Source organism: Paraburkholderia sp. JPY419 (assembly GCF_050435705.1).
GTDB classification, from domain to species: Bacteria; Pseudomonadota; Gammaproteobacteria; order Burkholderiales; family Burkholderiaceae; genus Paraburkholderia; species Paraburkholderia youngii.
In genome coordinates, this window is sequence record NZ_JBNDKV010000004.1 from 1,551,657 (window position 1) to 1,573,960 (window position 22,304).

The following is a 22,304-nucleotide window of genomic DNA, read 5'->3' on the forward strand; positions in this document are numbered from 1 at the left end:
TGCTTCGCGCCGCGCTCTACCTTGGGAATGGATCATTGCGCAGTACCCTGGAACAGTCCGCGCTGGGGAGAATAGTATGGCCAAAACGAAGTCGGAAAACGGGCAGCCCGTGCAAGACAGGTCGCTGTCGTATAAGGAGTATCGCAAGGCGCTGTTCGATCTGCATGTCGAGCTCGTCAAGCTGCAGGAATGGGTCGTGCAAACCGGAGCGAAGATCTGCATCGTCTTCGAGGGTCGTGACGGCGCGGGCAAAGGCGGCACGATCAAGGCGATGACCGAGCGCGTCAGTCCGCGCGTGTTCCGCGTGGTCGCGCTTCCGGCGCCGAGCGAACGGGAAAAAAGCCAGATGTATATGCAGCGCTACGTGCCGCACTTGCCGGCCGCGGGCGAGGTCGTCATCTTCGACCGTAGCTGGTACAACCGCGCGGGCGTGGAGCGCGTGATGGGCTTTTGCTCCGAAGATGACGTGCAGGACTTCTTCAAGGCGGTGCCGCTCGTCGAGCGGGCGATCGTTCATTCCGGGGTCATCCTGCTCAAATACTGGCTGGAGGTCAGCCCCGACGAACAGACCCGCCGGCTCGAAGCACGCATCAACGACGGCCGCAAGCTCTGGAAGCTGACCGACATGGACCTGAAATCTTATAGCCGCTGGTATGACTACTCGCGCGCCCGCGATGAGATGCTCGCGGCGTCGGACACCGACTTCGCCTCGTGGTACGTGGCGAACTCGAACGACAAGCGCCGCGCGCGGCTGAACATCATCAGCGACATGCTGCAGAGGATTCCGTATAAGCAGTCTGCCCGCAAGAAGGTCTCGCTGCCGAAACGGCAAAAGCCGGACGGCTATAAGGAGCCAGACTATCCGTTTAAATACGTGGCCGAGCGGTATTGATGAGGCAGGTGTAGTTCGCCTCACCTCGCTAGAACGACTCGTTGAACGGGCGCAGGTCGATTTCCTGCGACCACGCGCTGCGTCCCTGCTGATGCAGGTGCCAGTATGCTTCGGCGATGTCGTCGGGGTTCAGCAGGCCGTCCGGGCCGCGTTCGGCCACGTATTGCGGCGCGGACGTGCGCAGACGTTCGCCGTCGATGCCGCCATCCACCACCACGTGCGCTACATGAATATTGCGCGGCCCGAACTCGCGCGCGAGGCTCTGCGTGAGCGAGCGCAAGCCGGCTTTGGCCGCGGCGAATGCGGCAAACGGCGGCCGCCCGCGCAGCGACGCGGTGGCGCCCGTGAACAGCAGCGAGCCTCGTCCTGCTGCCAGTAACGCCGGCAACGACGCTCGCGCGAACAGAAAACCACCAAGGGTGATCACACGCCATGCCGCCTCGAACTGCTCGGCGCTCAATTCGAGCGTCGGTCCACGCGTTGCGCCAGCAGCGTTGAAAATCGCGACTTCGAGCGTGCCGTGGTCGGCGAGCTGGCGCGCAATCGCGGCGAGTTCGCTCTCGCTCGTCACGTCGCCGGGCAACGCATCGGCTTGCCCTCCGGCACGCCGGATTTCGTCGACGATCGTATCGAGCCGGTCGCGCGAACGGCCCGTCACCGCGACGCGCAAACCCTCGCGAGCAAAACGACGCGCGAGCGCGGCCCCTAGCCCAGCGCTCGCGCCCACTCCGGCAATCCACGCGACACGCGCGTTCGCCGCGTTTCCGACAGCTTCAGTCATCGCACTCTCCTTTGGGTCGTAGCCGTGGCACGACAGGCTTCACGGCACCAAGTACATGCTTGCATGGTGTCATCAGCTTAGGCGAACTTCGTCGGATCGGCTGGCGAATCGAATCGTCGGGGTTGTCGAGCTGCCGCTGACCTTCAAACGAAGGGCAGCGCTGCCTCGCAACCGGCTTCAACGAGGCTGCGGCGGTAAGCGAAGCCCGCGAGCGGGTAGTCGAAGAAGAAGCGGCCCGTGTCGCGCTTTTCCACGTAGAACGCTTCGGCCTCGCATTGCGGCGTCGCAATTCGCAGCGTGCGCGCCCACGCGAACGCCAGCAGCATCCAGCCAAGCATCGCGAGATAGTCGTCCGCGACGCGGTAGGCCGTCTCCGGGTCTTGCGCATGGCGTGCCTTGATCACCCGCGTCGTGTTCCCGACTATCTCCGCGAGTTGTTCGAGCTTCGCACCCGCAGAACGAACCAGCGGATCGGATTCCTGGCACAACCGCGCTTCGGCGCGCACGTGACGAAGCAGCATATCGAGGGCTCCAGCCCCGTCCGGCAGCACCTTCCGAACCAGCAGATCGATCGCCTGAATCTCGTTGGTGCCTTCGTACAACATCGACACGCGGCTATCGCGCAACGTCTGTTCGATGCCGTACTCGTGGATGTAGCCGTAACCGCCGAACACCTGCAATGCCTTCGATGCGGCGTCGAAACCATTGGCCGTAAAAAACGCCTTCGCAACCGGCGTGAGCAACGATGCGAGCTGCGCCGCCCGGTCTCGCTCGTCGGCATCGGCATGATGCGCGGCGATGTCGAGCCAATGCGCGGTCCAGTAACCGATCGCGCGCTCGCCTTCGACGATCGCCCGCAGCTCCATCAGAATCCGTCGCATGGCCGGATGAAACGCGATCGGCGCAGCCTGCCCCGCCGCGACGGTCGCGCCGGACGGCACGCTGACCGCGCGCATCTGCGCGCGTTCCTGCGCGTAAGCATGCGCGCGTTGCCACGCGGTATGCGCATGGCCGAGGCCTTGCATCGCAACCTGCAGGCGCGCCGCATTCATCATCACGAACAGGCAGGCCAGGCCGCGATGCGGCTCCCCGACGAGCCAACCGGATGCGCGTTCGAAGCGCATCGTGCAGGTCGGGCTGCCCTTCAGGCCCATTTTCTTTTCGATGCCTTCGCAATGGACACCATTGCGCGAGCGCCCACCATCGGCGTCTTCGAGCCATTCCGGCACGACGAACAGTGACAACCCTTTCGTACCGGATGGCGCATCGGGCAAACGGGCGAGCACCAGATGAACGATGTTCTCCGTCAGGTCGTGCGCGCCGCCGCTGATGAAGATCTTGCTGCCGTCGATGAAATACCCGTCGGTGCCCGGTGCTTCTGTCGCACGCGAACGGATCAGGCCGACATCGCTGCCGGCCTGGGGCTCGGTCAGGCACATCGTCGATAGCCACTCGCCACTCGCGACTTTCGGCAGCAACTCTGTTTTCACGCGCTCGCTGCCATGCATCTGCAAGCAGGCAGTCGCGCCGTGCGTAAGCCCAGGGGACATCAACCACGCATGATTGGCGCCCGCGAGCATTTCCTGCAGTGCGACGTCGAGAAGCTGCGGCAGGCCCTGTCCGCCGTGCTCGGCGTCGAGCGACAGCGTCGGCCAACCCGCTTCGACGAACTCCGCGTAGGACTCGCGAAAGCCCGCGGGCGTCGTCACCTTGCCTGCGTCGAAACGACATCCTTCGAGATCCGCGCTCGCGTTCAGCGGCGCGATGCGCTCCTCGACGAAACGCGCCGCTTCCTCCAGCACCTGCTGCGCCGTCTGCGAGTCGAGATCCTGCCAGTCGGGCACATCTCGCCACCAGGACGCGGCATCGAGCCACTCGTCCATCACGAAGCGCATGTCGCGCAGCGGCGCCTTATAAGCCAACGTCATTTCTTCGTGTCCCCGGACTAGCTGCCTTTGCGCGCATGGATCACCGTCGCGTCGGCTGCGTCGGCTTCGTGCATGGCTTCCACGAGCGCGGCGCGGTGCTGGAGCACGGCGCGCTGATTGATCGAGCCTTTGTCGGTGATCTCGCCCAGGTCGAGCGACGGCGGCACGCTCAGCAGGTGCATGCGGGCAATGAACGACGCACTGCCCGTCGCACTCCGATTCAGCCGCGCGACGAGTTCGCTGAAGAAATCGCGCACGGCGGTCGTGTTGAGCACCTCCTCCGCGCTCGCATCCGCGGGCGAACCCGCCAATGCGCGACACGCGTCGAGGCGCGGAAAAATCATCACGCCGACTTCGTCACGGTTCATCCCCGTAATGACCGCATCCTGAACGTAGGGCGCCCCTTCGCTGATGATGCGCGCGCGCATCGGCCCAACGCTGACGAAGGTTCCCGACGCCAGCTTGAAGTCTTCCGCAATGCGGCCATCGAACATCAGGCCCAGTTCCGGACGTTGCGGGTCGACGAAACGCACGGCGTCGCCGGTGCGGTAGTAGCCTTCGTCGTCGAACACGCTGCTCTGAAGCGCCGGCGATGCGCGCCAGTAACCGCCCATCACGTGAGGGCCGCGAAAGCGCGCTTCGAATTTGCCATCGACGGGCGCGATCTTGGCCTGGCACCCCGGCGGCGGCAAGCCGATATAGCCGGCGCACGATACGGGTCCGGTCGTGAACAGACACGACGGCGCGGTTTCGGTCATGCCGAGGCCGGCCATGATGCGGATGCGTTCTCCGCAATGTTCGAGCGTCACGCGTTTTAGACGCTCCCACGCCGCCTGCGACAGACCGGCGCCCGCGAAGAAATACATCTTCACGCGCGAGAAAAACCGCTCGCGCAACACCGCATCCTTTTCCAGCGCGATGGTCAGTTCTTCCCAACCCTTCGGCACGTTGAAGTAGATGGTCGGCGCGACCTCTCGCAGATTACGCAGCGTCTCGTCGAATTTGCCGGCGATGGGTTTGCCGTCGTCGATATAGAGCGTGCCGCCGTTGTACAGCACGATGCCGACGTTGTGGCTGCCGCCGAACGTGTGATTCCAGGGCAGCCAGTCGACGAGAACCGGCGGCTCGATGCCGAACTGCGGAAAGGTTTCGAGCAGCATCTGCTGGTTTGCGCCGAGCATGCGATGCGTGGTCGGCACGGCTTTCGGCAGGTTCGTCGAGCCGGACGTGAACAGGAACTTCGCAATCGTGTCGCCATTCACGCGCGCGTTGGCCGCGTCGACGTCGCGCGGGACGGTGTCGAGCAATGCGTCGAAGCGCGTCACCCTGGACGCGTTCGGCGCGGGCGCCGCGCTGACACGTTCAACTTCGCCATCCAGCGCGGCATCGAGCGCGGTTGTATATGCGCCGATATCGTCCGCGTAGACCAGACCCGGTTCGAGCAGTTCGAGGACATGGCGCAGCTTTCCGTAATCGCCCGACATCAACGAATAGGCCGGCGACACCGGTGCATAAGCGATACCGGCCCACATCGCGCCGAGTGCGAGCTGCATATGTTCGACGCTATTGCCCGACAGGATCACCAACGGGCGCTCGGCGCTGAGATCGCGATCGAGCAGCGCCTGCCCGATCGCACGCGCGCGCTCGAGCATTTGCGCATATGTGATGCCTTGCCACGCGCCATTGGCATCGCGTCGCGCGACGAGCAGCCGGTCGGGATGCGCGCGTGCGCCGCTCAGCAAGCGGTCGGTAAAGCGCTCCGGAAACGGGCCCAGAGGTTCAAGTGACTCGAGGTACCAGCAGTCGCCGCGTTTCTCGATCCGCGAGGAAGGCGCTCCGATGGCGACGCTCCGGTATCCGGTCGCCAGAGAGCTTGCGTGGCTGTGCTCCGATTCCAAAACCTGTCTCCTATGTCGACCAGAGTTAGCGCTTTAGCGCTTACTCTGGTCCCATGCGATCTATCGCGGTCGACCAGAGTTAGCGCTTTAGCGCTTACTCTGGTCCCATGTTGGTTGTATCGCTTTTCCTACCCGTAGGGCATTGCGGCCGGAAGCCGACGTCTAGATCGGATAATGACGCGGGCTCGTCTGCACCGTGATCCAGCGCAACTCGGTGAACTCGGGAATCGACGCCTTGCTGCCGAAGCGCCCATAACCGCTCGCCTTCACGCCGCCGAACGGCATCTGCGCCTCATCGTGCACGGTCGGGCCGTTGATGTGGCAGATGCCCGACTCGATGCGTTTCGCGACGTTCATCGCACGCGCAATATCGCGGCTGAACACGGCCGCCGACAAGCCGTACTCGCTATCGTTGGCGACCGTCAGCGCCTCTTCGTCGCCGTCCACGCGCTGTACCGTCACCACCGGGCCGAACGATTCGTCAGCATATAGCTTCATCTCGCGGGTAACGTTCTCGACGATCACCGGCTGCATGATCGCGCCGTTCACCTCGCAACCGAGCGGCAGATTCGCACCCTTTTCGCGGGCATCTTCGACGAGCGCGCGAATGCGCCGCGCGGCGGCTTCGCTCTCTAGCGTGCCGAGAATCGAGCCCGGCTGCGTCGGATCGCCTGCCTTCAGCGTGCGCGCTTTCGCGACGAGCTTCTCGACGAACGCATCGGCAACCTTACGATCGACGATCACGCGTTCCGTCGACATGCAGATCTGCCCTTGATTGAAGAACGCGCCGAAGGCGATACCTTCGACCGCGGCGTCGAGGTCCGCGTCGTCGAGCACGAGCACCGGCGCCTTTCCGCCCAGTTCGAGCAGCGCGGGTTTCAGATGGCGCGCCGAAAGCTCGGCGACGATGCGGCCGACCCGCGTCGATCCGGTGAAATTCACGCGCTTCACGGCGGGATTCGCGACCAGACGCTCGACGATCGCGGGCGCGTCTTCCGGCGCATGCGTGAGCACGTTGACGACGCCTTCACCGAGACCCGCGTCGTTCAGCACTTCGCCGATCAGCGCATGCACGCCGGGACACCCTTCCGACGCCTTCAGCACGACCGTGTTGCCGCACGCGAGCGGCATCGCGAGCGCACGCGTCGCGAGAATCACGGGCGCGTTCCACGGCGCCATGCCGAGCACGACGCCGCACGGCTGACGGACGGCCATCGCGAGGCTGCCCGGCACGTCCGAAGGAATCACCGCGCCGTCGATCTGTGTCGTCATCGCCGCGGCTTCGCGCAGCATGTTGGCCGCGAGCATCACGTTAAAGCCGTACCAGTTCGCCATCGCCCCCGTTTCGGCCGCGCCGATCGCGATGAACTCGGCCGTGCGCGCGTCCATGCGGTCGGCGGCGGCGAGCAGGCGTTTGCGCCGTTCAGTCGGCGTGAGCGCCGCCCATGCCGGGAACGCGTGCGCCGCGGCGGCGACGGCCGCATCGGCGTCCTCGACGGTGGCCGCCGCGGCGCGGGTGGCCACCGCGCCCGTCGCGGGATTGATGCGCTCGAAAGTCTTGCCGTTCGACGCGGCACGTTTCGCGCCGCCAATCAACAGGTTCGTTTGATGCATGTGTTCGTCTCCTCAGTCGTGGCGGTGAAGTGCGCCGCTTAGCGCTTGTAGGTCTGCAAGCCCGGCTTGATGCTCTTGTCGTCGAGGAACTGCTTCAGGCCCTGTTCGCGGCCGCCTTCCGGATCGCGGTAGTTCGCCTGGTCGAGCTTCGCGTACAGGTAGTCCTCGTTCTGCTCCCACGTGAGTTCGCGCGAACGCTTGAAGCCATGCTTCGCGTTGCGCAGCACGACCGGGTTCTTGTTCAGCAGTTTCGCCGCGAGAGCGATCGTTTCGTCGCGCAATTGCGCGAGCGGCACGCTCTTGTTCACGAGACCCATCTTCGCGGCTTGCGGACCCGTGAAGGTGTCGCCCGTCATGATGTAGTACAGCGCTTCACGATGCCCGACAGTATCGGCCATCGCCTTGCTCACGAGGTTGCCCGGCGGAATGCCCCAGTTGATTTCGGACAGGCCGAACACGGCTTCGTCCGCTGCGATCGCCAGATCGCAGGCGACGAGCGGCGAGAAGCCGCCGCCGAAGCACCAGCCGTTGACCATCGCGATGGTCGGCTTCGAGTACATGCGCAGCAATTGCCATTGCCAGCGGCTCGCGTCGCGGCGAATCCGCTCCTGCAGCACGTCCGGACCCGCGTCCACTTCGCGGAAATATTCCTTCAGGTCCATGCCGGCCGTCCACGCGCTGCCCTCGCCGGTCAGCACGAGAACCTGGGCTTCGGCGTCGAGTTCGAGCGTCTCGAGAACGTCGATCATTTCCTTGTTCAGCGTCGGGCTCATCGCGTTGCGCTTTTCCGGACGATTGAACGTGACCCAGGCGATTCCGCCTTCCACCGCGACCTTGACCGTTTTCCAGCGTCCTTCGTAACTCATCTGCATCTCCGTATCAATGCCGCCCTCGCGGCCTGAGCTCAATTTAATATCAGGCGACCTGATAAGTAAAGTACAATGTAGAGGTCTTGGTACAAACCCCTAACCGCCTATGCCGACGATCAAGAGAAAGCCGTCAGGGTCCGAAACCACGCCAGCCGCCACGGTGCGGCGCAACCTGCGCGATCGAAGGCATGCTGCCGCCCCGGTGCGTCTGACCTACCTGGCCGGGCAGCTCGACAAGTTTCTCACGCGGCAGCTTTCCGAAGCGCTCGCGTCGCACGGTCTGACGTTGCCGCAATACACGGCGCTGTCGGTGCTGCGGGCGCGCGCGCGTTCGTCGAACGCGCAGCTCGCGCAGCGCTCGTTGATCACGCCGCAAGCGGCCAGCGCGGTCGTCAAATCGATGGAAGCGAACGGATGGGTCACGCGCGTGGCCGATCCGTTCAACCGTCGCGTCGGGCTGCTGTCGCTGACGCAGGCCGGCGAAACATTGCTGGATCAGTGCGACGGTGCCGCCGACAGGGTCGAGCAATCGATGCTTGGCGAAATCGATGAACACGGTTCACAGATGCTGAAAGACCTGCTGCTGACGTGCGTGCGCAATCTTCGCGCAGCCTGACGCATCAGCCTTAATCACACATAGGAGACGCCATTGAACATCGATCAACTGAAGGCCATCGACACCCACGTGCATGCCGAGGTGTCGTGCTGTCAACCGCCAGACCTGTTTGCCAAAGAATTCGACGAAGCCGCCGACAAGTACTTCGGCACCGTGCTCAAACAAGGGCGCCGCCCGACCATTCCCGAAACGATCGAGCACTATCGGGAGCGCAAGATCGGCTTCGTGATGTTTACCGTCGACTGCGAAGCGAACGTCGGGCGCCGTCGCATTTCGAACGAAGAGGTCGCGCAGTTCGCGCAGAACAACGCCGACATCATGATCGCGTTCGCCAGCATCGATCCGCATAAAGGCAAGTTCGGCGCGCGCGAAGCACGGCGGCTCATCGACGAGCACGGCGTGCGCGGCTTCAAGTTTCACCCTACGATGCAGGGCTTTTTCGCCAACGACCGCATGGCGTACCCGCTATATGAAGTGATCGCCGAGTACGGGCTGCCGGCGGTCTTTCACAGCGGACATTCGGGCATGGGCTCGGGCATGCATGGTGGCGGCGGCCTGCGCCTCAAGTATTCGGAGCCGATCTATCTCGACGATGTGGCCGTCGACTTTCCAGACATGAAGATCGTGATCGCGCATCCGTCCTGGCCGTGGCAGGAGCAGGCGCTGTCGATCGCGCTGCATAAGCCGAACGTGTATATCGATCTGTCGGGCTGGTCGCCGAAGTACTTTTCGCCCGAGCTGGTCAAGTATGCGAATACGCTGTTGCGCAACAAGGTGCTGTTCGCGTCCGACTTCCCGCTGATCCGGCCGGACCGCTGGCTGGAGGACTTCGACACGCTCGACATCAAGCCCGAAGTGAAGCCGCTCGTTCTGAAAGAGAATGCCGTCAGCTTGCTGGGTTTGCGGGCCGACGCATGACGAATCGCGAATGACGCATGAAAAATGGCCCGGCGCGAAAGCGCCGGGCCATCTCGGTCCATCAACGAATACTTAGCGTTTCGCGGCGTTGGAGCGAATGACGAGCAATGCCGTAATCGCCGCGATGATGGTCACCGGCACGCTCGCGCCGATAACGAGGGCCGAGCTTTTTCCCATCGACAGCAATTGCCCTGCGGCGGCCGGGCCGACGATCGAGCCAACGCGTCCCACCGCCACCGCGGCGCCGACGCCTGTACCCCGCACGCTGGTCGGATAGCTCGCGGCGGACAGCGCATACAGCATCGACTGCGCGCCGACGACGCCCATGCCGGCGAACAGCACGGCAACGGATAACGTCTCGATGCTGGCGACCTGCGAAAGCGCGACCAACGCACCGACGATGCACGCGTAGATTGCCGTGACCGACAGGCCTTGTCTGAAGCGATCCATCAGCAGACCGATGCCGAGCACGCCAATCACGCTGCCGACGTTGAAAAAGATCTGTGCAATCCCGGCCTGCGAACGACTCATGCCGCGCCCCACGGTCAACGAAGGCAACCAGTTCAGCAGGAAATAAAGAACGATCAGCGTACAGAAGAAACTGATCCAGATACCGATCGTCGCCGCGGCGCGCCCCTCGCCGAACAGGACTGCGCGCGTCGAAAGCAGCGGTTTGTCCGCTTCGGTCGATTCCCGCGACTCGGCGGCGAATTCGCGTGACTCAGGCAGCAACGCGATCAGCAGCGGAATGATGAGCAGCGGTCCGACTCCGCCTACGTAGAAGATATGACGCCACGCAGTAGCACCCGCGCTCAGCACGGCGATCAATGCGGCAAGCGCGCCGCCGACCGGCATACCGCAATACATGACACTGACCGCCGTGTTGCGGTGACGCGGATCGACCGCCTCGGAAGACAACGCGATCAGGTTCGGCATCGCGCCGCCGAGCCCGATGCCCGTCAGCAGGCGAGCAATCAGCAGACTTTCGAAGCTCCAGACCTGCGCGGTCGCAATCGAGAAGATGCCGAATACCGCCATTGAGATCATTAGGACGCGCTTGCGGCCGATCCGGTCGGCGAGTCTGCCGCCGATCATCGCGCCCGGCAAAAGCCCCAACATGCCGGCGCTGAAAGCGAGCCCCAACTGGCCGACCGACAAGCCGAACTCGTGCGCCATCCGAGGCGCCGCAACGCCGGTGGACTGCAGGTCGATACCCTCCAGCACCGCGACGAGAAAGCACAATGCCAACGTTAGTGCAGTACTTGAGCCCACGGCACTCGACCGATTAGCAACACTTGACATGACGTCTCCTTGACCTTTGATTGAATTACCAGTGGCCAGCTACGCTTCGTCGTTCGACGAAGCGGCCATGGGAAGGAGAAGATTTCTGACAATGATCTTTGCGTCACTTATCAGAACCCGTCCCACAGCACCCCCGGAATTAGTGATGAGTCTAGTCTCAGGACACCTGATATTGAAAGTAGAATATGATATGCCTGGTAGAAACACCTAAGCTAACCTGATAATGACCAAGACAATGGAGAAGCGGCGAACGCCCCTTGCCAAACAGGCCGGTTCAACGAAAACCGGTGCGCCACCTGCCCGCGTTTCCTATGTGGTCGGCCAACTGGACCGCCTGCTCAAACGCAGTTTGATCGATGTGCTGGGTGAATTCGGGCTGACCTTGCCTCAATTCACCGCGCTCTCCGTAATCAGCGCCAGCGGCGCGATGACCAACGCTAAACTCGCCGAACGCTCGTTCATCACACCGCAGTCGGCCAACGAAGTTGTCAAGACGATGGAGGCCAACGGTTGGGTCGGTCGCGCTGGACATCCTACGCACGGCCGGCTGATTCATCTGTTTCTGACCGACGAAGGGCGCCGGGTACTGAAGGAATGCGATTCCGCGATCGACACGCTCGAAGCGTCCATGCTGGACGGAGTAACGGAAATCCCGGTCGATACGCTGCGCAAGGTGCTGCAGCGATGTGTGTCGAATCTGCGTGGTTGAGTGGATCTTGCCAATGACAAAAGAGCAGTCGCGCTCGAATCGAGCGCGACTCTTTTTCTTTCGCCTGAGGGCTGAATCGCGTTCAGCTCGGTGAAATCCCTGGTCGGCATTTAGCCGCGTATTACCCCGCCAACAGCGTCAATCGCTATATTGCTTTCAACGGCCGCTGCGCACACCGCGATAGCGCGCCCGCCTCGCCTTTCCCAACCCGATTCGAGAGGACACGAAGCATGTCAAAGCGCATTCTTATCATCGCCGGTGATTTCGTCGAAGACTATGAGCTGATGGTGCCGTTTCAGGCACTGGGGGCGGTCGGTCATAAGGTGGACGTGGTTGCGCCCGACAAGCGCGCCGGCGACGCGATTCGCACCGCGATCCACGACTTCGAAGGCGATCAGACCTACACCGAAAAGCGCGGACATAACTTCACGCTGAACACCGACTTCACATCGGTGGACCCCGCGAATTATGACGCGCTGCTCGTGCCCGGCGGCCGCGCCCCCGAGTATCTGCGGCTCAACGACAAGGTGATTGGCTGGGTGCGCCAATTCGCCGAAGCGAAGAAACCGATTGCCGCGGTCTGCCACGGCGCGCAACTGCTTGCTGCGGCGGGCGTGATCGAAGGCCGGCGCATCTCCGCGTATCCGGCCTGCGCGCCCGAGGTGAAGCTGGCGGGCGCGGAGTACGTGGCGCTCGACTGGCCCGACGCGATCACCGACGAGAACTTCGTCACCGCACCCGCATGGACTTCGCACGTGAACTGGATCGCGCAATTCCTTGCGCTGCTCGGCACGCGCATCGCGCATTGAAGGAGCGCCAGGACCGAAGCGCGGCATCGCGGGCGAGCAACCATGTTACGCTCGATCACGACGGCATGAGCGACCGCACCGCGCGCTTCGCGTCCTGCGACGTCAACACTTGCGAGAAGGGCTGGCCGAATGTGCAACGTCTATGTCAACGCTGATCCGATCCTCTACGAGTCGCGTACGCGCGCGCTGCGCATTCACGGCGTCGTGACCACGGTAAGGCTCGAAAATCTCTTCTGGGACGTGCTTCAGGAAATCGCCAACCGCGAGGACGTGACGACGACCCAGTTCGTCGTGAAGCTTCACGACGAACTGATCGCGTTGCGCGGCGAAGAGCCGTTGAATTTCGCGTCGTTTCTGCGCGTGTGCTGTTTGCGCTATCTGTCGACGAGCGCTGCCCGCAACGAGGCCGCTGGCGACGTGCAGCTCAACACCCCGTTTCAACCCAGAGTCGTGAAGACTGCTGTGTGACGCATTCGTCGCATGGCGGGCCGCGGCGTCGCCTCGGCCCGGTATCGCGAGTGCGGTCTCGCGCCGTATTTGTTCTGTTTTTGTTCCGTTGCGTCAGTCAACCGACGCATCGCATGCGCAATCAAGAGAAGACGCAGCGGCCGGCCGTTCCAGCACAGCAAGCCGTTGCAGCGTCACGAGACCGAGCAGTGCGAGTCCAAGTCCCAGCGTGAAGTCAGCGTGAATTCCCGCGCGGTCGACAATAGTGCCTCCCACTGCCGAACCCGCCGCAATCGCGACCTGGATGATGCTGACGAACATCGCCGAGCCCGCTTCGGGCAGGTCTGTCGTGCTGCGCTGAATCCATACGCTGAAGCAAAGCGGCAGCGCTCCGAACGCGATACCCCACAGCAGCATCCCCGCAGTCTCGCCGATCGGCGAATGCTCGAGCAGCAACATCGACGACATCGCGCCCAATAGCAGCAGAACCATCGCGGCGACTGATTTCTTCAGATGGTCCGAAATCACCATCGACGCCAATGCATTCGAGAAGAAGCCGATCAGACCGAATCCGAACAGCAACAGTGTGATGGCGCTCAACGAGAAGTCGTGTTCGAGCAGCGGAGCAATGTAGGTGTAGGTCGAGAAATGCGCGCCGAAGACGAGCGCGACCATCACCATGCTCAGCCTCGTATGAGGCCGGCGAAGCAGTGTTTTGAAATCGGCGATCCGCAATGCCGATGCCGACGGCAACGAAGGCACGAGGAACGCCTGCGCCAGCAAGGCGAGCGACACGAGGCCCGCGGTCGCGGCGAACGCGAGGCGCCACGATGCAAACGACGCGATGAACGTCCCGAGCGGCACGCCGATCACGGTTGCGCAGGTCACGCCGGTCAGAATGGTCGCGGTTGCTTTGGCGGCATCCTTTGCTTGCACGAGTCGAGGAGCCGCCGCCGTCGCCAGAGTCCAGAAGCCACCCAGCGCGCCGCCGAGCAAAGCCCGTCCTACGAGCATGATCGCGAGGTTCGGTGCGATCGCGCACACGACGTTCGCGATCAACAGTACCGCGGTGAGGAGCAGGAAGACGTACCGGCGGTCCATGCGGCCCGCGCTGACTATCAGCGTCGGCGCCAATATTGCGGCCATTACGCCGGGCGTGGTGACCATCAGACCAGCGACACCAGTCGACACGCCGAGGTCGTGTGCGATCTGTGGCAACAGCCCGACGGGCAAAAACTCGGCCGTGACGAACGCGAACGCGCTTACCGCAACAGCGATGACGGATAGCCATTGACCTGCGGACGTTGAATTCCCTTGCAGGGACGCAGAAGTCGTAGGTGTATCGATTTGCATGATGACCCTGATGCCAGATTGAAGCCTGACACTTTAGGCGGGGTCTCACGTTGGAAAAAGAGTCGTCCGATGAAAAGACTAGAAGGTGTGGCTGAACAATGCGCGGGCGGCAATATTCCGCTAACGGCCGAAACGACCGCGTAGCCTCTTTCATATGCGCCAGCAGGAAAGCGTTCGTCATCAGCGGCGTGACGCGTTTCGTTGACAGTCTTCCACGATGTTACAAGATCTCGTAAGTCGCGCCGCAGTGCTTGCATCGGGCTGCCAACGCGGTATTGCATTGTTCGCGGCGGCTCGAGGACTTCATTTTTGCCGTGTCCAATAGGGCTCCGTGATAGTTATACCGACTGGCCTGATCAGTACCTGGGAGACGGATGGCGATTGATTTGAAAGTGGGAGCCCACCGCAGTTGCACGCTCCAAACGCGGCACGAATATCGCGGCAGCACGTCCAGCGACGAGGTGCGCACCGGCCGCCAGCTCATTGCTTCAGCAAGTTCATGGGAGCTCACGCGCGACGCGAGCCAACTAGCCCCGCTGGCCAGGTTCATGCGCCGTGCTCAGGGCGGCGCATATGCAAGCGGCTCCGCGCCTCAGCAACTCGCTCGAGCGCTCAAGTGCGCCGTCGAGAGCGGCGATGTGATTGCAGTCGCCTCTAAACCGCGAGGCTCTGGCGCATGCAGTTCGCCCGTCGAGCAGATGATCCGACCGTACTATGTAACCGTCACGCCTTCGCAGCTCTTCCGGCGCGCGCTCGACGCCGTGCCTGCCGCGCGGTCATTCAAGCGTCCCACACTACCGCGGGTGGCCGCCGACGATGGTCTCGCGATCTGGTTCGCTCGCCCCGGCGACGTGCTACCCGATGGGACCATCGCCACGCCGGTCTCGACGCCGCTTAGCGATGCGCAGCCATTCGAGTACTTCGAATCTTCCCCTAGTGACATCAACCAGGAGGCGGCCTCCTTTCGGCTTTCTCCGGCCGAAAAGACCGAGTGCATGCAACGATGGGAAGACGATCACAATTTGTGTTGGGCTATCGGGAAGCCAATGGGCGGATACGGAACAGTCCAGGCGTGCATGGACCGTGCGCGCTACAACTACAACATTTGCATGGGATTCACTCAAGCAATATGAACACTCCACGCTCACCCCAGCCACCTAAATCAATCGTTGTCGGCTTCGTTCCTGAGGACATGGAACTGACCATTCAGATGGTTGATGAGGCGGCTCTCCAGCCACTTTTGACCGGGACGGTCTTCCCCATTCTGTTGTCAGACTTTGGCGACAAGATTGACGACGAAATCGCTCGCCGTTTCGGTGTCGCCATCCTCAACTGCCTGGCTCGATACAAACCCGAATTAGTGCCGCTCATGTCGTCGGTCACGCAAGAGCCGCAGAAACGACCGGAATAACGCATCCAGACGGCAAGTCTGCGCCCAGGCACCTCAAAGCTCGCTTGGCACCCCGCGTCAGCGTAACAATTCCGTTTTGCTCGGTATGGACCTGATCAAGAAATTCAACGCATTCCACGACTGGTATTTGATGGGCATCTCAACGGACATGCGGTGAAGGTGATTGCAGACGAAGCAGACGCCGCGCTTCGCTAAGCGTATAAAACACAGAAGTAAAACTGCGCCACACGCCAATTAATAAATTGCAGCGCCCGTCTCCCGCCGCGAATTCGGAAAACTCAGGAGACCCCTTTCCGAAATCGTCTCGTCTTGCAATCTTCGCTCAGTAACATATGCTCTCTTTCAGAGCGCTTTCTGGGTCCTTTTCCGGAACAACGGTGCGATCGGTCGCCGTCAGGCGCGAGGCGGCCGACACACGCAAACAACGCCGTCCCGCGCGCCCGACGTTTCTCCGCCCACCCCCCGGTCGAGGCGTGGGCGGCAACCATCCTGAAAGCCGACATGTCACGCACAAACGAAATCAGACTGCCGAGTCTTTCCGGTGAGAGCAATCGCATCGAGGGGTAACCAGCAGTTTGCGCATACGGGCGACGTGCGCGACCTAGTTGGGTTTCCCGAGTTTCTGTCACCGAGCTTTTGTAACGTGCGCCGCTCACAACTGGGTGAGCGGCGTAACCGGCAATGATGCCGACCGCACGGATGAATGTCGCGCTCACGCGGCTCGAGTCGAACCACCGCAGGCGAGCGTCAATGTACAGGGAGTCTTGGCGATGAAAGCTCCTCAGCGTCCTCAGCGCATCGAGTTGATGGCGCCACTGTCGGGCGTACTGGTTCCTCTCGACAGCGTGCCCGATCCGGTCTTTGCCCAGAAGATGGTCGGCGATGGCGTATCGATCGATCCGACCTCGGATGAACTGCTATCGCCGCTTGCCGGCAAGGTCACGCAACTCCACAGCTCGTGCCACGCCACAACGATCACCGGCGACAACGGTCTGCAAGTGCTGCTGCACATCGGGCTCGACACCGTGTTGCTGCGCGGCGAGGGCTTCATGCCGTTGGTCAAGGAAGGCGACACCGTCGCGGCGGGCACGCCGCTGATCCGCTTCGACCCGATCGCGGTCGGCGCAAAAGCAACCAGCCTGCTCACGCAAATGGTCATCGCCAACGGCGATCTCGTCACGCGCTACGTTCCCGCGAAAGGGCTCGTCGTCGCCGGCACCGACGTCGCGCTGTACGTCGAACTGGTCGGCAGCGTGGAGAACAAAGATACGGCCAGCGTCACCGGCGCGATCCTCTCCGGCGAGATCACGCTGCCGAATCCGGCGGGCCTGCATGCGCGGCCCGCCGCGGTCGTCGCGGTCGAGGCGAAGAAATTCAAGTCCGAGATCCGCTTGCTGCGCGGCGACGCCAGCGCAAATGCCAAGTCCGTCGTCGCGCTCATGGGGCTCGCAACGAAGTTCGGCGACAAGCTGCGCGTCGAGGCCCGCGGTCCCGACGCGGCGGAGGCGGCCAGCACCGTCGCGCGACTGCTTGCCGAGGGATCGGGCGAAAAGCCCGGCGATGCGCCGGCACCCGCGGCGGCCGCGTCAAGCGCGCCGGCTGCGCCAGTGCCGGCACCGAGCGAGGCGGCTCCCGCCGACGCCAACGAATTCATCGGCGTCTCCGCTTCGCCGGGGCTTTCGGTCGGCAAGATCGTGCAGTTCCGCCAGCAAGTGATCGAGGTGAACGAAGCGGGCGAGTCGCCGCAACGCGAACGGGCGCAACTCGAAGCGGCGCAGCATCAGGCGCGTCAGCAGATCGAGGGGCTCAAGGCGACGCTCACCGATCCGTCGAAAGCGCAGATTCTCGACGCGCATCTCGAACTGCTGGACGATCCCGACCTGAACGACGCCGCCATCAGCAGCATCAGCGAGGGAAAGGGCGCGGGGTTCGCGTGGCGCGATGCGTTCCAGAACCAGGCAAGCATGCTCGAAAAGCTCGACAATCCGCTGCTGCGCGAACGCGCCGGCGATATCCGCGACGTCGGCCGCCGTGTGCTCGCGCTGCTCGCCGGCGTGAAGCAGGCGCAGATCGACGTGCCGGAAGAGTCGATCCTGATCGCTGAGGAACTGTCGCCGTCCGACACCACGTCGCTCGATCGCAGCAAGGTGCTCGGCTTTTGCACGACGACCGGCGGCGCGACGAGCCACGTCGCGATCCTCGCGCGCTCGCTCGGCATTCCGGCGATCTGCGGTATCGACGCGCGCGCGCTGCAACTCGCCGACGGCACGCCCGTCGTGCTCGACGGTTCGCGCGGCAGCTTGCGGCGCAATCCGAGCGCCGAGGAACTGGAAAAGGCGCGCGAACGCATCAGGCGCCAGGCCGCCAAACGCGAAGACGAAAAGCTCGCGGCAAGCAGAATCGCAATGACCGCCGACGGCCACCGCGTCGAAGTCGTCGCGAACATCCGCAATGCGCAGGAAGCGCGCGACGCGGTCGCTGGCGGTGCGGAAGGCGTCGGACTGTTGCGTTCCGAGTTCCTGTTCGACGCGCGCGACACCGCGCCAAGCGAAGACGAACAGGCCACCGAATATTGCGCCGTCGCGGAAGCGCTCGGCCGCGAGCGCACGCTCGTGGTCCGCACCCTCGATGTCGGCGGCGACAAACCGCTGTCGTATATGCCGCTGCCGAAGGAAGACAACCCGTTTCTCGGCCTGCGCGGTGTGCGCGTGAGCCTCGAGCGTCCCGACATCTTCCGCACCCAACTGCGCGCGATCCTGCGCGCGGCGCCGCTCGGCAACCTGCACGTGATGTTCCCGATGATCACGACGGTCGAGGAAGTGCGGGCGGCGCGCAAGATCCTGCTGGAAGAATCCGGCGATCGCGCGGCGAGCGCGAAAGTGGGCGTCATGATCGAAGTCCCGGCGGCCGCGCTGATCGCGGAGCCGCTCGCACGCGAAGTCGACTTCTTCTCGATCGGCACGAACGACCTCACGCAATACACGCTCGCGATGGACCGGGGCCATCCGCAACTCGCGAAGCAGGCCGACGCGCTGCACCCGGCGGTGTTGCGTCTGATCGGCATGACGGTCGACGGCGCGCATCAGCACGGCAAATGGGTCGGCATTTGCGGCGGCATCGCGTCTGATGCGATGGCGGTGCCGGTGCTCGTCGGCCTTGGCATTGATGAGCTATCGGTGAGTATTCCGGCAGTCGGTTCGATCAAGGCCCAGCTTGCACGTATCACGACCGACGAAGCAAAGAAGCTCGCCGCCGAGGTGCTGCGTCTGGGCACCGCCGCGGAAGTCCGCGCGCATCTGTCGCGCTTTGCCGACTGAGCGGATCAACAGGAGATCAGCCATGTTCTCGCATGCGTTCGGAGTCTTGCAGAAGATCGGCAAATCGCTGATGCTGCCCGTCGCCGTACTCCCGGTGGCCGGCCTGCTGCTCGGTCTCGGCGCCACCGACTTCCACGGTTACGTGCCGACCGTCGTGCTCGCGCTGATGAAGAACGCGGGCGACGTGATCTTCGCCAACCTGCCGCTGATCTTCGCGATCGGCGTCGCGCTCGGCTTCACCGAGAACGATGGCGTCTCGGGTATCGCCGCAACGATCGGGTATCTGGTGATGACGGCCACGCTGGGTGTGATCGCGAAGATAGGGGGCATCGAAACCGACACGATCATGGGCATTCCGTCGATCCAGACCGGCGTGTTCGGCGGCATCCTCGCCGGTGGTCTTGCGGCCTGGATGTTCAACCGCTACTACCGGATCACGTTGCCGCCGTATCTCGGCTTCTTCGCCGGCAAGCGCTTCGTGCCCATCGTAACCGCGATCGGCTCGATCGTGCTCGGCGCGATCCTGTCCTTCGTGTGGCCGCCGATCGGCAGCGCAATCAAGGCTTTCTCGCATTGGGCGGCGGTTTCGGACCCGCGCACCGCCGCGACGGTCTACGGTTTCGTCGAACGTCTGCTGATTCCGTTCGGTCTGCATCACATCTGGAACGTGCCGTTCTTCTTCGAAATGGGCAGCTTCGTCGACCCGACGACCGGCAAGGAGGTTCACGGCGACATCACCCGCTATTTCGCGGGCGACCCCACCGCCGGCATTCTCGCGGGGGCGTTCCTGTTCAAGATGTTCGGCCTGCCGGCCGCTGCGATCGCGATCTGGCATTGCGCGAAGCCGGAGAAGAAGGTGGCCGTCGGCGGCATGATGGTTTCGGCCGCGCTGACTTCTTTTCTCACCGGCATCACCGAGCCGATCGAATTCGCGTTCCTGTTCGTCGCGCCGGTGCTGTACCTGATTCACGCATGCCTCGCGGCGTCGGCGCAGTTCGTGGCGAACACCTTGGGCATGCGCATGGGCTTCACGTTCTCGCAAGGCGGCATCGATTTTCTGATGTTCAACCTGATCGGCGGAAAGGCCACGCACGCCTGGTATGTTTTCATTCTCGGTCCAATTTACGCGGTGATCTATTACGGCGTGTTCCGCTTCGTCATCACGCGCTTCAACCTCAAGACACCCGGCCGCGAGGACGACACGGCGGATACCGTGGCGGTCGCCGCGAGCGGCGTGGGCGGACGCTCGCGCGAACTCGTGCTCGCCTTTGGCGGCCGCTCCAATATCACCAGTCTCGACGCTTGCATCACGCGGCTGCGCATCTCCGTGAAGGACCCGGCGCGCGTCAACGAACACAAGCTCAAGGCGCTCGGTGCGGCGGGTGTGGTGCGCGTGGGCAACGGCGTGCAGGCGATCTTCGGGCCGTTGTCGGAGAACATGAAAACCGACATGCAGGACTACCTGAAGACAGCGGGCGCAGAAGCGGATCTGCCGGCGGCCGGCGCACCCGGCGTGGAAGGCGCAGCAGCCGCGACTGCCGCGGCTCCAGCGGCCGTGGCCGCCTCGGCGCAACACTCTGCGCAGGAAACGGAGCGCGCTGAAAAGATTCGTGCGGCGCTGGGCGGCGCGGCCAACATCCTGAAGCTCGACGCGCTGGCGGCCACGCGGTTGCGTGTCGAGCTATTGGATGCGTCGCGCATCGACGCGGCCGGCTTGAAAGCGGCGGGCGTGGCCGCCACGCAAGCATTGAAGAACGGTGCACTCGATCTGATCGTGGGTCTCGGCTCGGGCAGCCTCGCAGGCGCAATGCGATAGGAGCGACGCGTACATAGGGGGCCGCATGGAAGCAGTCAGAACTTTCCTCGAAACCCAGCCGCTGCTCGCGCTTTTTCTGACGATTGCGCTCGGCTACCTGGTCGGCGAAATCACTATCAAGGGCGTGGCTCTGGGCTCGGGGGCCGTGCTGTTCGTTGGACTCGGGCTCGGCGCGTTCGCGCCGAAATCCGCCGCCGCCGGCGTTGCTGGGCACGCTCGGTCTGCTGCTGTTTCTGTATGGCATCGGCATTCAGTACGGCGCGCAGTTCTTCCGCGGACTGACGAGCCGGGAAGGCATGAAGGCCAATGCGGCCGCCTGTGTGGGCGTGATCGCTTCGGGTCTGGTGGCGTGCGCCTTCATCCACTTCGGCATCACGCTCGCCGATGCGCTCGGCATGTTCGCGGGCAGCGGCACCAGCACGGCGAGCCTGCAGGTTGCCATCGCATCAATGAAAAGCAGCAATGCCGCCGTGGCTTATAGCGTCACCTATCCATTCGGCGTGGCTGGGCCGATCCTGTTCCTCTATGTGCTGAACGCGGCCCTGAAAGCCAAAATACCGAAGCCGACCGCGAAGGTGCTGGAGACCGCGGAAATCGCGCTGCGCAATGCCAGTCTCTTCGGTCTCCGGCTGTCGGAGCTCTCGACCCGCCTGCCTGCCGGCGTGGCGATAGCGGCCGTGCGGCGCGCGCATCACAATCAGTTGCCCAGCGACGACTTCACGCTGCGCGCCGACGACGTCCTTCTTGCCACCGCCACCGAGCGCCGCCCGCTCGACGAAGCAACCGCACTATGCGGCGAGTCGCAGCCCGGGCGTATTTCGAGTCATCGCGAAGACCTCGACTATCTGCGCGTGTTCGCGTCTAGCCCGGCGGTCGTCGGCACGGCGCTCGGCAATCTGCGCTATCCGGACGGCGTGAACTGCGCGATCGCGCACGTGCGGCGCGGTGATACCGATCTGCTGTCGACCCCGGATCTGATTCTCGAGGCAGGCGACCGCGTCGGCCTGCTCGTCGACAACGCGCATCGGGCGACGGTCCGCGCGTTCTTCGGCGATTCGATCAAGGGCACGGCCGAGCTGAGTTTCATCTGTCTAGGCATCGGCGCGGCAGCGGGGCTGCTGGTCGGTGCGATCCCGCTGCGCGCGCCCGGTCTCGGCGCGTTCAGCCTGGGTCTCGCGGCGTTGCTACTGGTCGCGCTGTGCCTCGGCAAGGTTCGCCGCAGCGGACCTTTCGTGTGGGTGATGCCGCTCTCCGCCAATCTCGTGCTGCGCAATCTCGGGCTGACGATTTTTCTCGCGCAGGTGGGCCTGTCTTGCGGACCGAAGTTCGTTGCGACCGTCGGCACCGCCGGACCGCTGCTGCTGCTGTATGGCGTGATCACGCTGCTGGTGCTCGTCGGCGTCACGGCTGTGTGCTGCCTGTGGATCTTCAGACTGTCTTTCGATACATCGGTCGGCGTGATCTGCGGCGCGACCGGCAATCCCGCGATTCTCGCCTTCGCCAACCGCATCGCGCCGACGGATCAGCCCGACGTCATGTACGCGATGATTTTTCCGTCGATGACCATCGTCAAGGTGCTGTTCGTGCAGATCGCCATCGCGGTCGCTGCCGGCTAGAAGAAGCC

17 protein-coding genes and 1 pseudogene are annotated in these 22,304 nt (G+C 63.4%); 11 read left to right on the plus strand and 7 right to left on the minus strand.

Annotated features, from left to right (window positions below):
* Positions 1–76 precede the first annotated feature (76 nt).
* A complete protein-coding gene (ppk2, locus tag QFZ91_RS35680) occupies positions 77–892 on the plus strand; it encodes a polyphosphate kinase 2 (protein WP_429570131.1) in 816 nt (271 codons plus the stop codon).
* Between the two features lie 28 nt (positions 893–920).
* Here the strand turns inward: ppk2 and QFZ91_RS35685 are convergent, their stop codons facing one another.
* From QFZ91_RS35685 to QFZ91_RS35705, 5 genes are all read right to left on the minus strand, one after another.
* Positions 921–1,673, minus strand: a complete 753-nt coding sequence (locus QFZ91_RS35685) for an SDR family NAD(P)-dependent oxidoreductase (protein WP_176107417.1) — start codon at positions 1,671–1,673, stop codon at positions 921–923.
* A 143-nt stretch (positions 1,674–1,816) separates the two neighbouring features.
* The gene (locus QFZ91_RS35690) at positions 1,817–3,601 is read right to left on the minus strand and encodes an acyl-CoA dehydrogenase family protein (RefSeq protein ID WP_429570132.1); all 1,785 of its coding nucleotides are present in this window, start codon (positions 3,599–3,601) and stop codon (positions 1,817–1,819) included.
* Positions 3,602–3,618: 17 nt separating this feature from the next.
* Positions 3,619–5,499, minus strand: coding sequence for a feruloyl-CoA synthase (locus tag QFZ91_RS35695; RefSeq protein ID WP_429570133.1), 1,881 nt, complete (start codon positions 5,497–5,499; stop codon positions 3,619–3,621).
* Positions 5,500–5,661: 162 nt separating this feature from the next.
* On the minus strand, positions 5,662–7,113 hold the full coding sequence (locus QFZ91_RS35700; RefSeq protein ID WP_429570134.1) for an aldehyde dehydrogenase: 1,452 nt from the start codon (positions 7,111–7,113) through the stop codon (positions 5,662–5,664).
* Between the two features lie 38 nt (positions 7,114–7,151).
* Entirely contained in the window at positions 7,152–7,979 is an 828-nt protein-coding gene (locus QFZ91_RS35705) for a p-hydroxycinnamoyl CoA hydratase/lyase (protein WP_176107413.1), read from the minus strand.
* 109 nt (positions 7,980–8,088) lie between these two features.
* Here QFZ91_RS35705 and QFZ91_RS35710 point away from each other — a divergent pair, with 109 nt between their 5' ends.
* Together QFZ91_RS35710 and QFZ91_RS35715 are read left to right on the plus strand one after the other, a co-directional pair.
* The gene (locus QFZ91_RS35710) at positions 8,089–8,598 is read left to right on the plus strand and encodes a MarR family winged helix-turn-helix transcriptional regulator (protein WP_429570135.1); all 510 of its coding nucleotides are present in this window, start codon (positions 8,089–8,091) and stop codon (positions 8,596–8,598) included.
* A 33-nt stretch (positions 8,599–8,631) separates the two neighbouring features.
* Positions 8,632–9,516 carry an amidohydrolase family protein gene (locus tag QFZ91_RS35715; protein WP_176120510.1) on the plus strand — a complete coding sequence of 295 codons (885 nt, stop codon included), beginning with the start codon at positions 8,632–8,634 and terminating at the stop codon, positions 9,514–9,516.
* A gap of 72 nt (positions 9,517–9,588) precedes the next feature.
* Here QFZ91_RS35715 and mhpT read toward each other — a convergent pair whose 3' ends face one another.
* Positions 9,589–10,818 carry a 3-(3-hydroxy-phenyl)propionate transporter MhpT gene (gene mhpT / locus QFZ91_RS35720; RefSeq protein ID WP_176120509.1) on the minus strand — a complete coding sequence of 410 codons (1,230 nt, stop codon included), beginning with the start codon at positions 10,816–10,818 and terminating at the stop codon, positions 9,589–9,591.
* 223 nt (positions 10,819–11,041) lie between these two features.
* Here mhpT and QFZ91_RS35725 point away from each other — a divergent pair, with 223 nt between their 5' ends.
* From QFZ91_RS35725 to QFZ91_RS35735, 3 genes are all read left to right on the plus strand, one after another.
* Entirely contained in the window at positions 11,042–11,527 is a 486-nt protein-coding gene (locus QFZ91_RS35725) for a MarR family winged helix-turn-helix transcriptional regulator (protein ID WP_176107409.1), read from the plus strand.
* A gap of 230 nt (positions 11,528–11,757) precedes the next feature.
* Positions 11,758–12,336, plus strand: a complete 579-nt coding sequence (locus tag QFZ91_RS35730) for a DJ-1/PfpI family protein (RefSeq protein ID WP_429570136.1) — start codon at positions 11,758–11,760, stop codon at positions 12,334–12,336.
* Between the two features lie 129 nt (positions 12,337–12,465).
* The gene (locus tag QFZ91_RS35735) at positions 12,466–12,804 is read left to right on the plus strand and encodes a ribbon-helix-helix domain-containing protein (protein WP_429570137.1); all 339 of its coding nucleotides are present in this window, start codon (positions 12,466–12,468) and stop codon (positions 12,802–12,804) included.
* Positions 12,805–12,897: 93 nt separating this feature from the next.
* Here QFZ91_RS35735 and QFZ91_RS35740 read toward each other — a convergent pair whose 3' ends face one another.
* Entirely contained in the window at positions 12,898–14,136 is a 1,239-nt protein-coding gene (locus QFZ91_RS35740) for an MFS transporter (RefSeq protein WP_429570138.1), read from the minus strand.
* A 374-nt stretch (positions 14,137–14,510) separates the two neighbouring features.
* Here QFZ91_RS35740 and QFZ91_RS35745 point away from each other — a divergent pair, with 374 nt between their 5' ends.
* The 5 genes and pseudogenes from QFZ91_RS35745 to QFZ91_RS35765 all read left to right on the plus strand — a co-directional run bounded on the left by QFZ91_RS35745 (position 14,511) and on the right by QFZ91_RS35765 (position 22,296).
* The gene (locus tag QFZ91_RS35745; protein ID WP_429570139.1) at positions 14,511–15,269 is read left to right on the plus strand and encodes a hypothetical protein; all 759 of its coding nucleotides are present in this window, start codon (positions 14,511–14,513) and stop codon (positions 15,267–15,269) included.
* 59 nt (positions 15,270–15,328) lie between these two features.
* On the plus strand, positions 15,329–15,547 hold the full coding sequence (locus tag QFZ91_RS35750; protein ID WP_246391999.1) for a hypothetical protein: 219 nt from the start codon (positions 15,329–15,331) through the stop codon (positions 15,545–15,547).
* Positions 15,548–16,317: 770 nt separating this feature from the next.
* A complete protein-coding gene (gene ptsP, locus QFZ91_RS35755) occupies positions 16,318–18,864 on the plus strand; it encodes a phosphoenolpyruvate--protein phosphotransferase (RefSeq protein ID WP_429570140.1) in 2,547 nt (848 codons plus the stop codon).
* Positions 18,865–18,886: 22 nt separating this feature from the next.
* A complete protein-coding gene (gene ptsG, locus QFZ91_RS35760) occupies positions 18,887–20,680 on the plus strand; it encodes a PTS glucose transporter subunit IIBC (protein ID WP_429570141.1) in 1,794 nt (597 codons plus the stop codon).
* Positions 20,681–20,705: 25 nt separating this feature from the next.
* Positions 20,706–22,296: pseudogene (locus QFZ91_RS35765) on the plus strand (aspartate:alanine exchanger family transporter).
* Positions 22,297–22,304: the final 8 nt, after the last annotated feature.

What these genes read in the sequence shown, in the direction of transcription:
- ppk2 (WP_429570131.1), top strand. Translation starts at nt 77, where the DNA reads ATGGCCAAAACGAAGTCGGAAAACGGGCAGCCCGTGCAAGACAGGTCG.
- QFZ91_RS35685 (WP_176107417.1), bottom strand. Translation starts at nt 1,673, where the DNA reads ATGACTGAAGCTGTCGGAAACGCGGCGAACGCGCGTGTCGCGTGGATT.
- QFZ91_RS35690 (WP_429570132.1), bottom strand. Translation starts at nt 3,601, where the DNA reads ATGACGTTGGCTTATAAGGCGCCGCTGCGCGACATGCGCTTCGTGATG.
- QFZ91_RS35700 (WP_429570134.1), bottom strand. Translation starts at nt 7,113, where the DNA reads ATGCATCAAACGAACCTGTTGATTGGCGGCGCGAAACGTGCCGCGTCG.
- QFZ91_RS35705 (WP_176107413.1), bottom strand. Translation starts at nt 7,979, where the DNA reads ATGAGTTACGAAGGACGCTGGAAAACGGTCAAGGTCGCGGTGGAAGGC.
- QFZ91_RS35710 (WP_429570135.1), top strand. Translation starts at nt 8,089, where the DNA reads ATGCCGACGATCAAGAGAAAGCCGTCAGGGTCCGAAACCACGCCAGCC.
- mhpT (WP_176120509.1), bottom strand. Translation starts at nt 10,818, where the DNA reads ATGTCAAGTGTTGCTAATCGGTCGAGTGCCGTGGGCTCAAGTACTGCA.
- QFZ91_RS35725 (WP_176107409.1), top strand. Translation starts at nt 11,042, where the DNA reads ATGACCAAGACAATGGAGAAGCGGCGAACGCCCCTTGCCAAACAGGCC.
- QFZ91_RS35730 (WP_429570136.1), top strand. Translation starts at nt 11,758, where the DNA reads ATGTCAAAGCGCATTCTTATCATCGCCGGTGATTTCGTCGAAGACTAT.
- QFZ91_RS35735 (WP_429570137.1), top strand. Translation starts at nt 12,466, where the DNA reads ATGTGCAACGTCTATGTCAACGCTGATCCGATCCTCTACGAGTCGCGT.
- QFZ91_RS35740 (WP_429570138.1), bottom strand. Translation starts at nt 14,136, where the DNA reads ATGCAAATCGATACACCTACGACTTCTGCGTCCCTGCAAGGGAATTCA.
- QFZ91_RS35745 (WP_429570139.1), top strand. Translation starts at nt 14,511, where the DNA reads ATGGCGATTGATTTGAAAGTGGGAGCCCACCGCAGTTGCACGCTCCAA.
- QFZ91_RS35750 (WP_246391999.1), top strand. Translation starts at nt 15,329, where the DNA reads ATGGAACTGACCATTCAGATGGTTGATGAGGCGGCTCTCCAGCCACTT.
- ptsP (WP_429570140.1), top strand. Translation starts at nt 16,318, where the DNA reads ATGAAAGCTCCTCAGCGTCCTCAGCGCATCGAGTTGATGGCGCCACTG.
- ptsG (WP_429570141.1), top strand. Translation starts at nt 18,887, where the DNA reads ATGTTCTCGCATGCGTTCGGAGTCTTGCAGAAGATCGGCAAATCGCTG.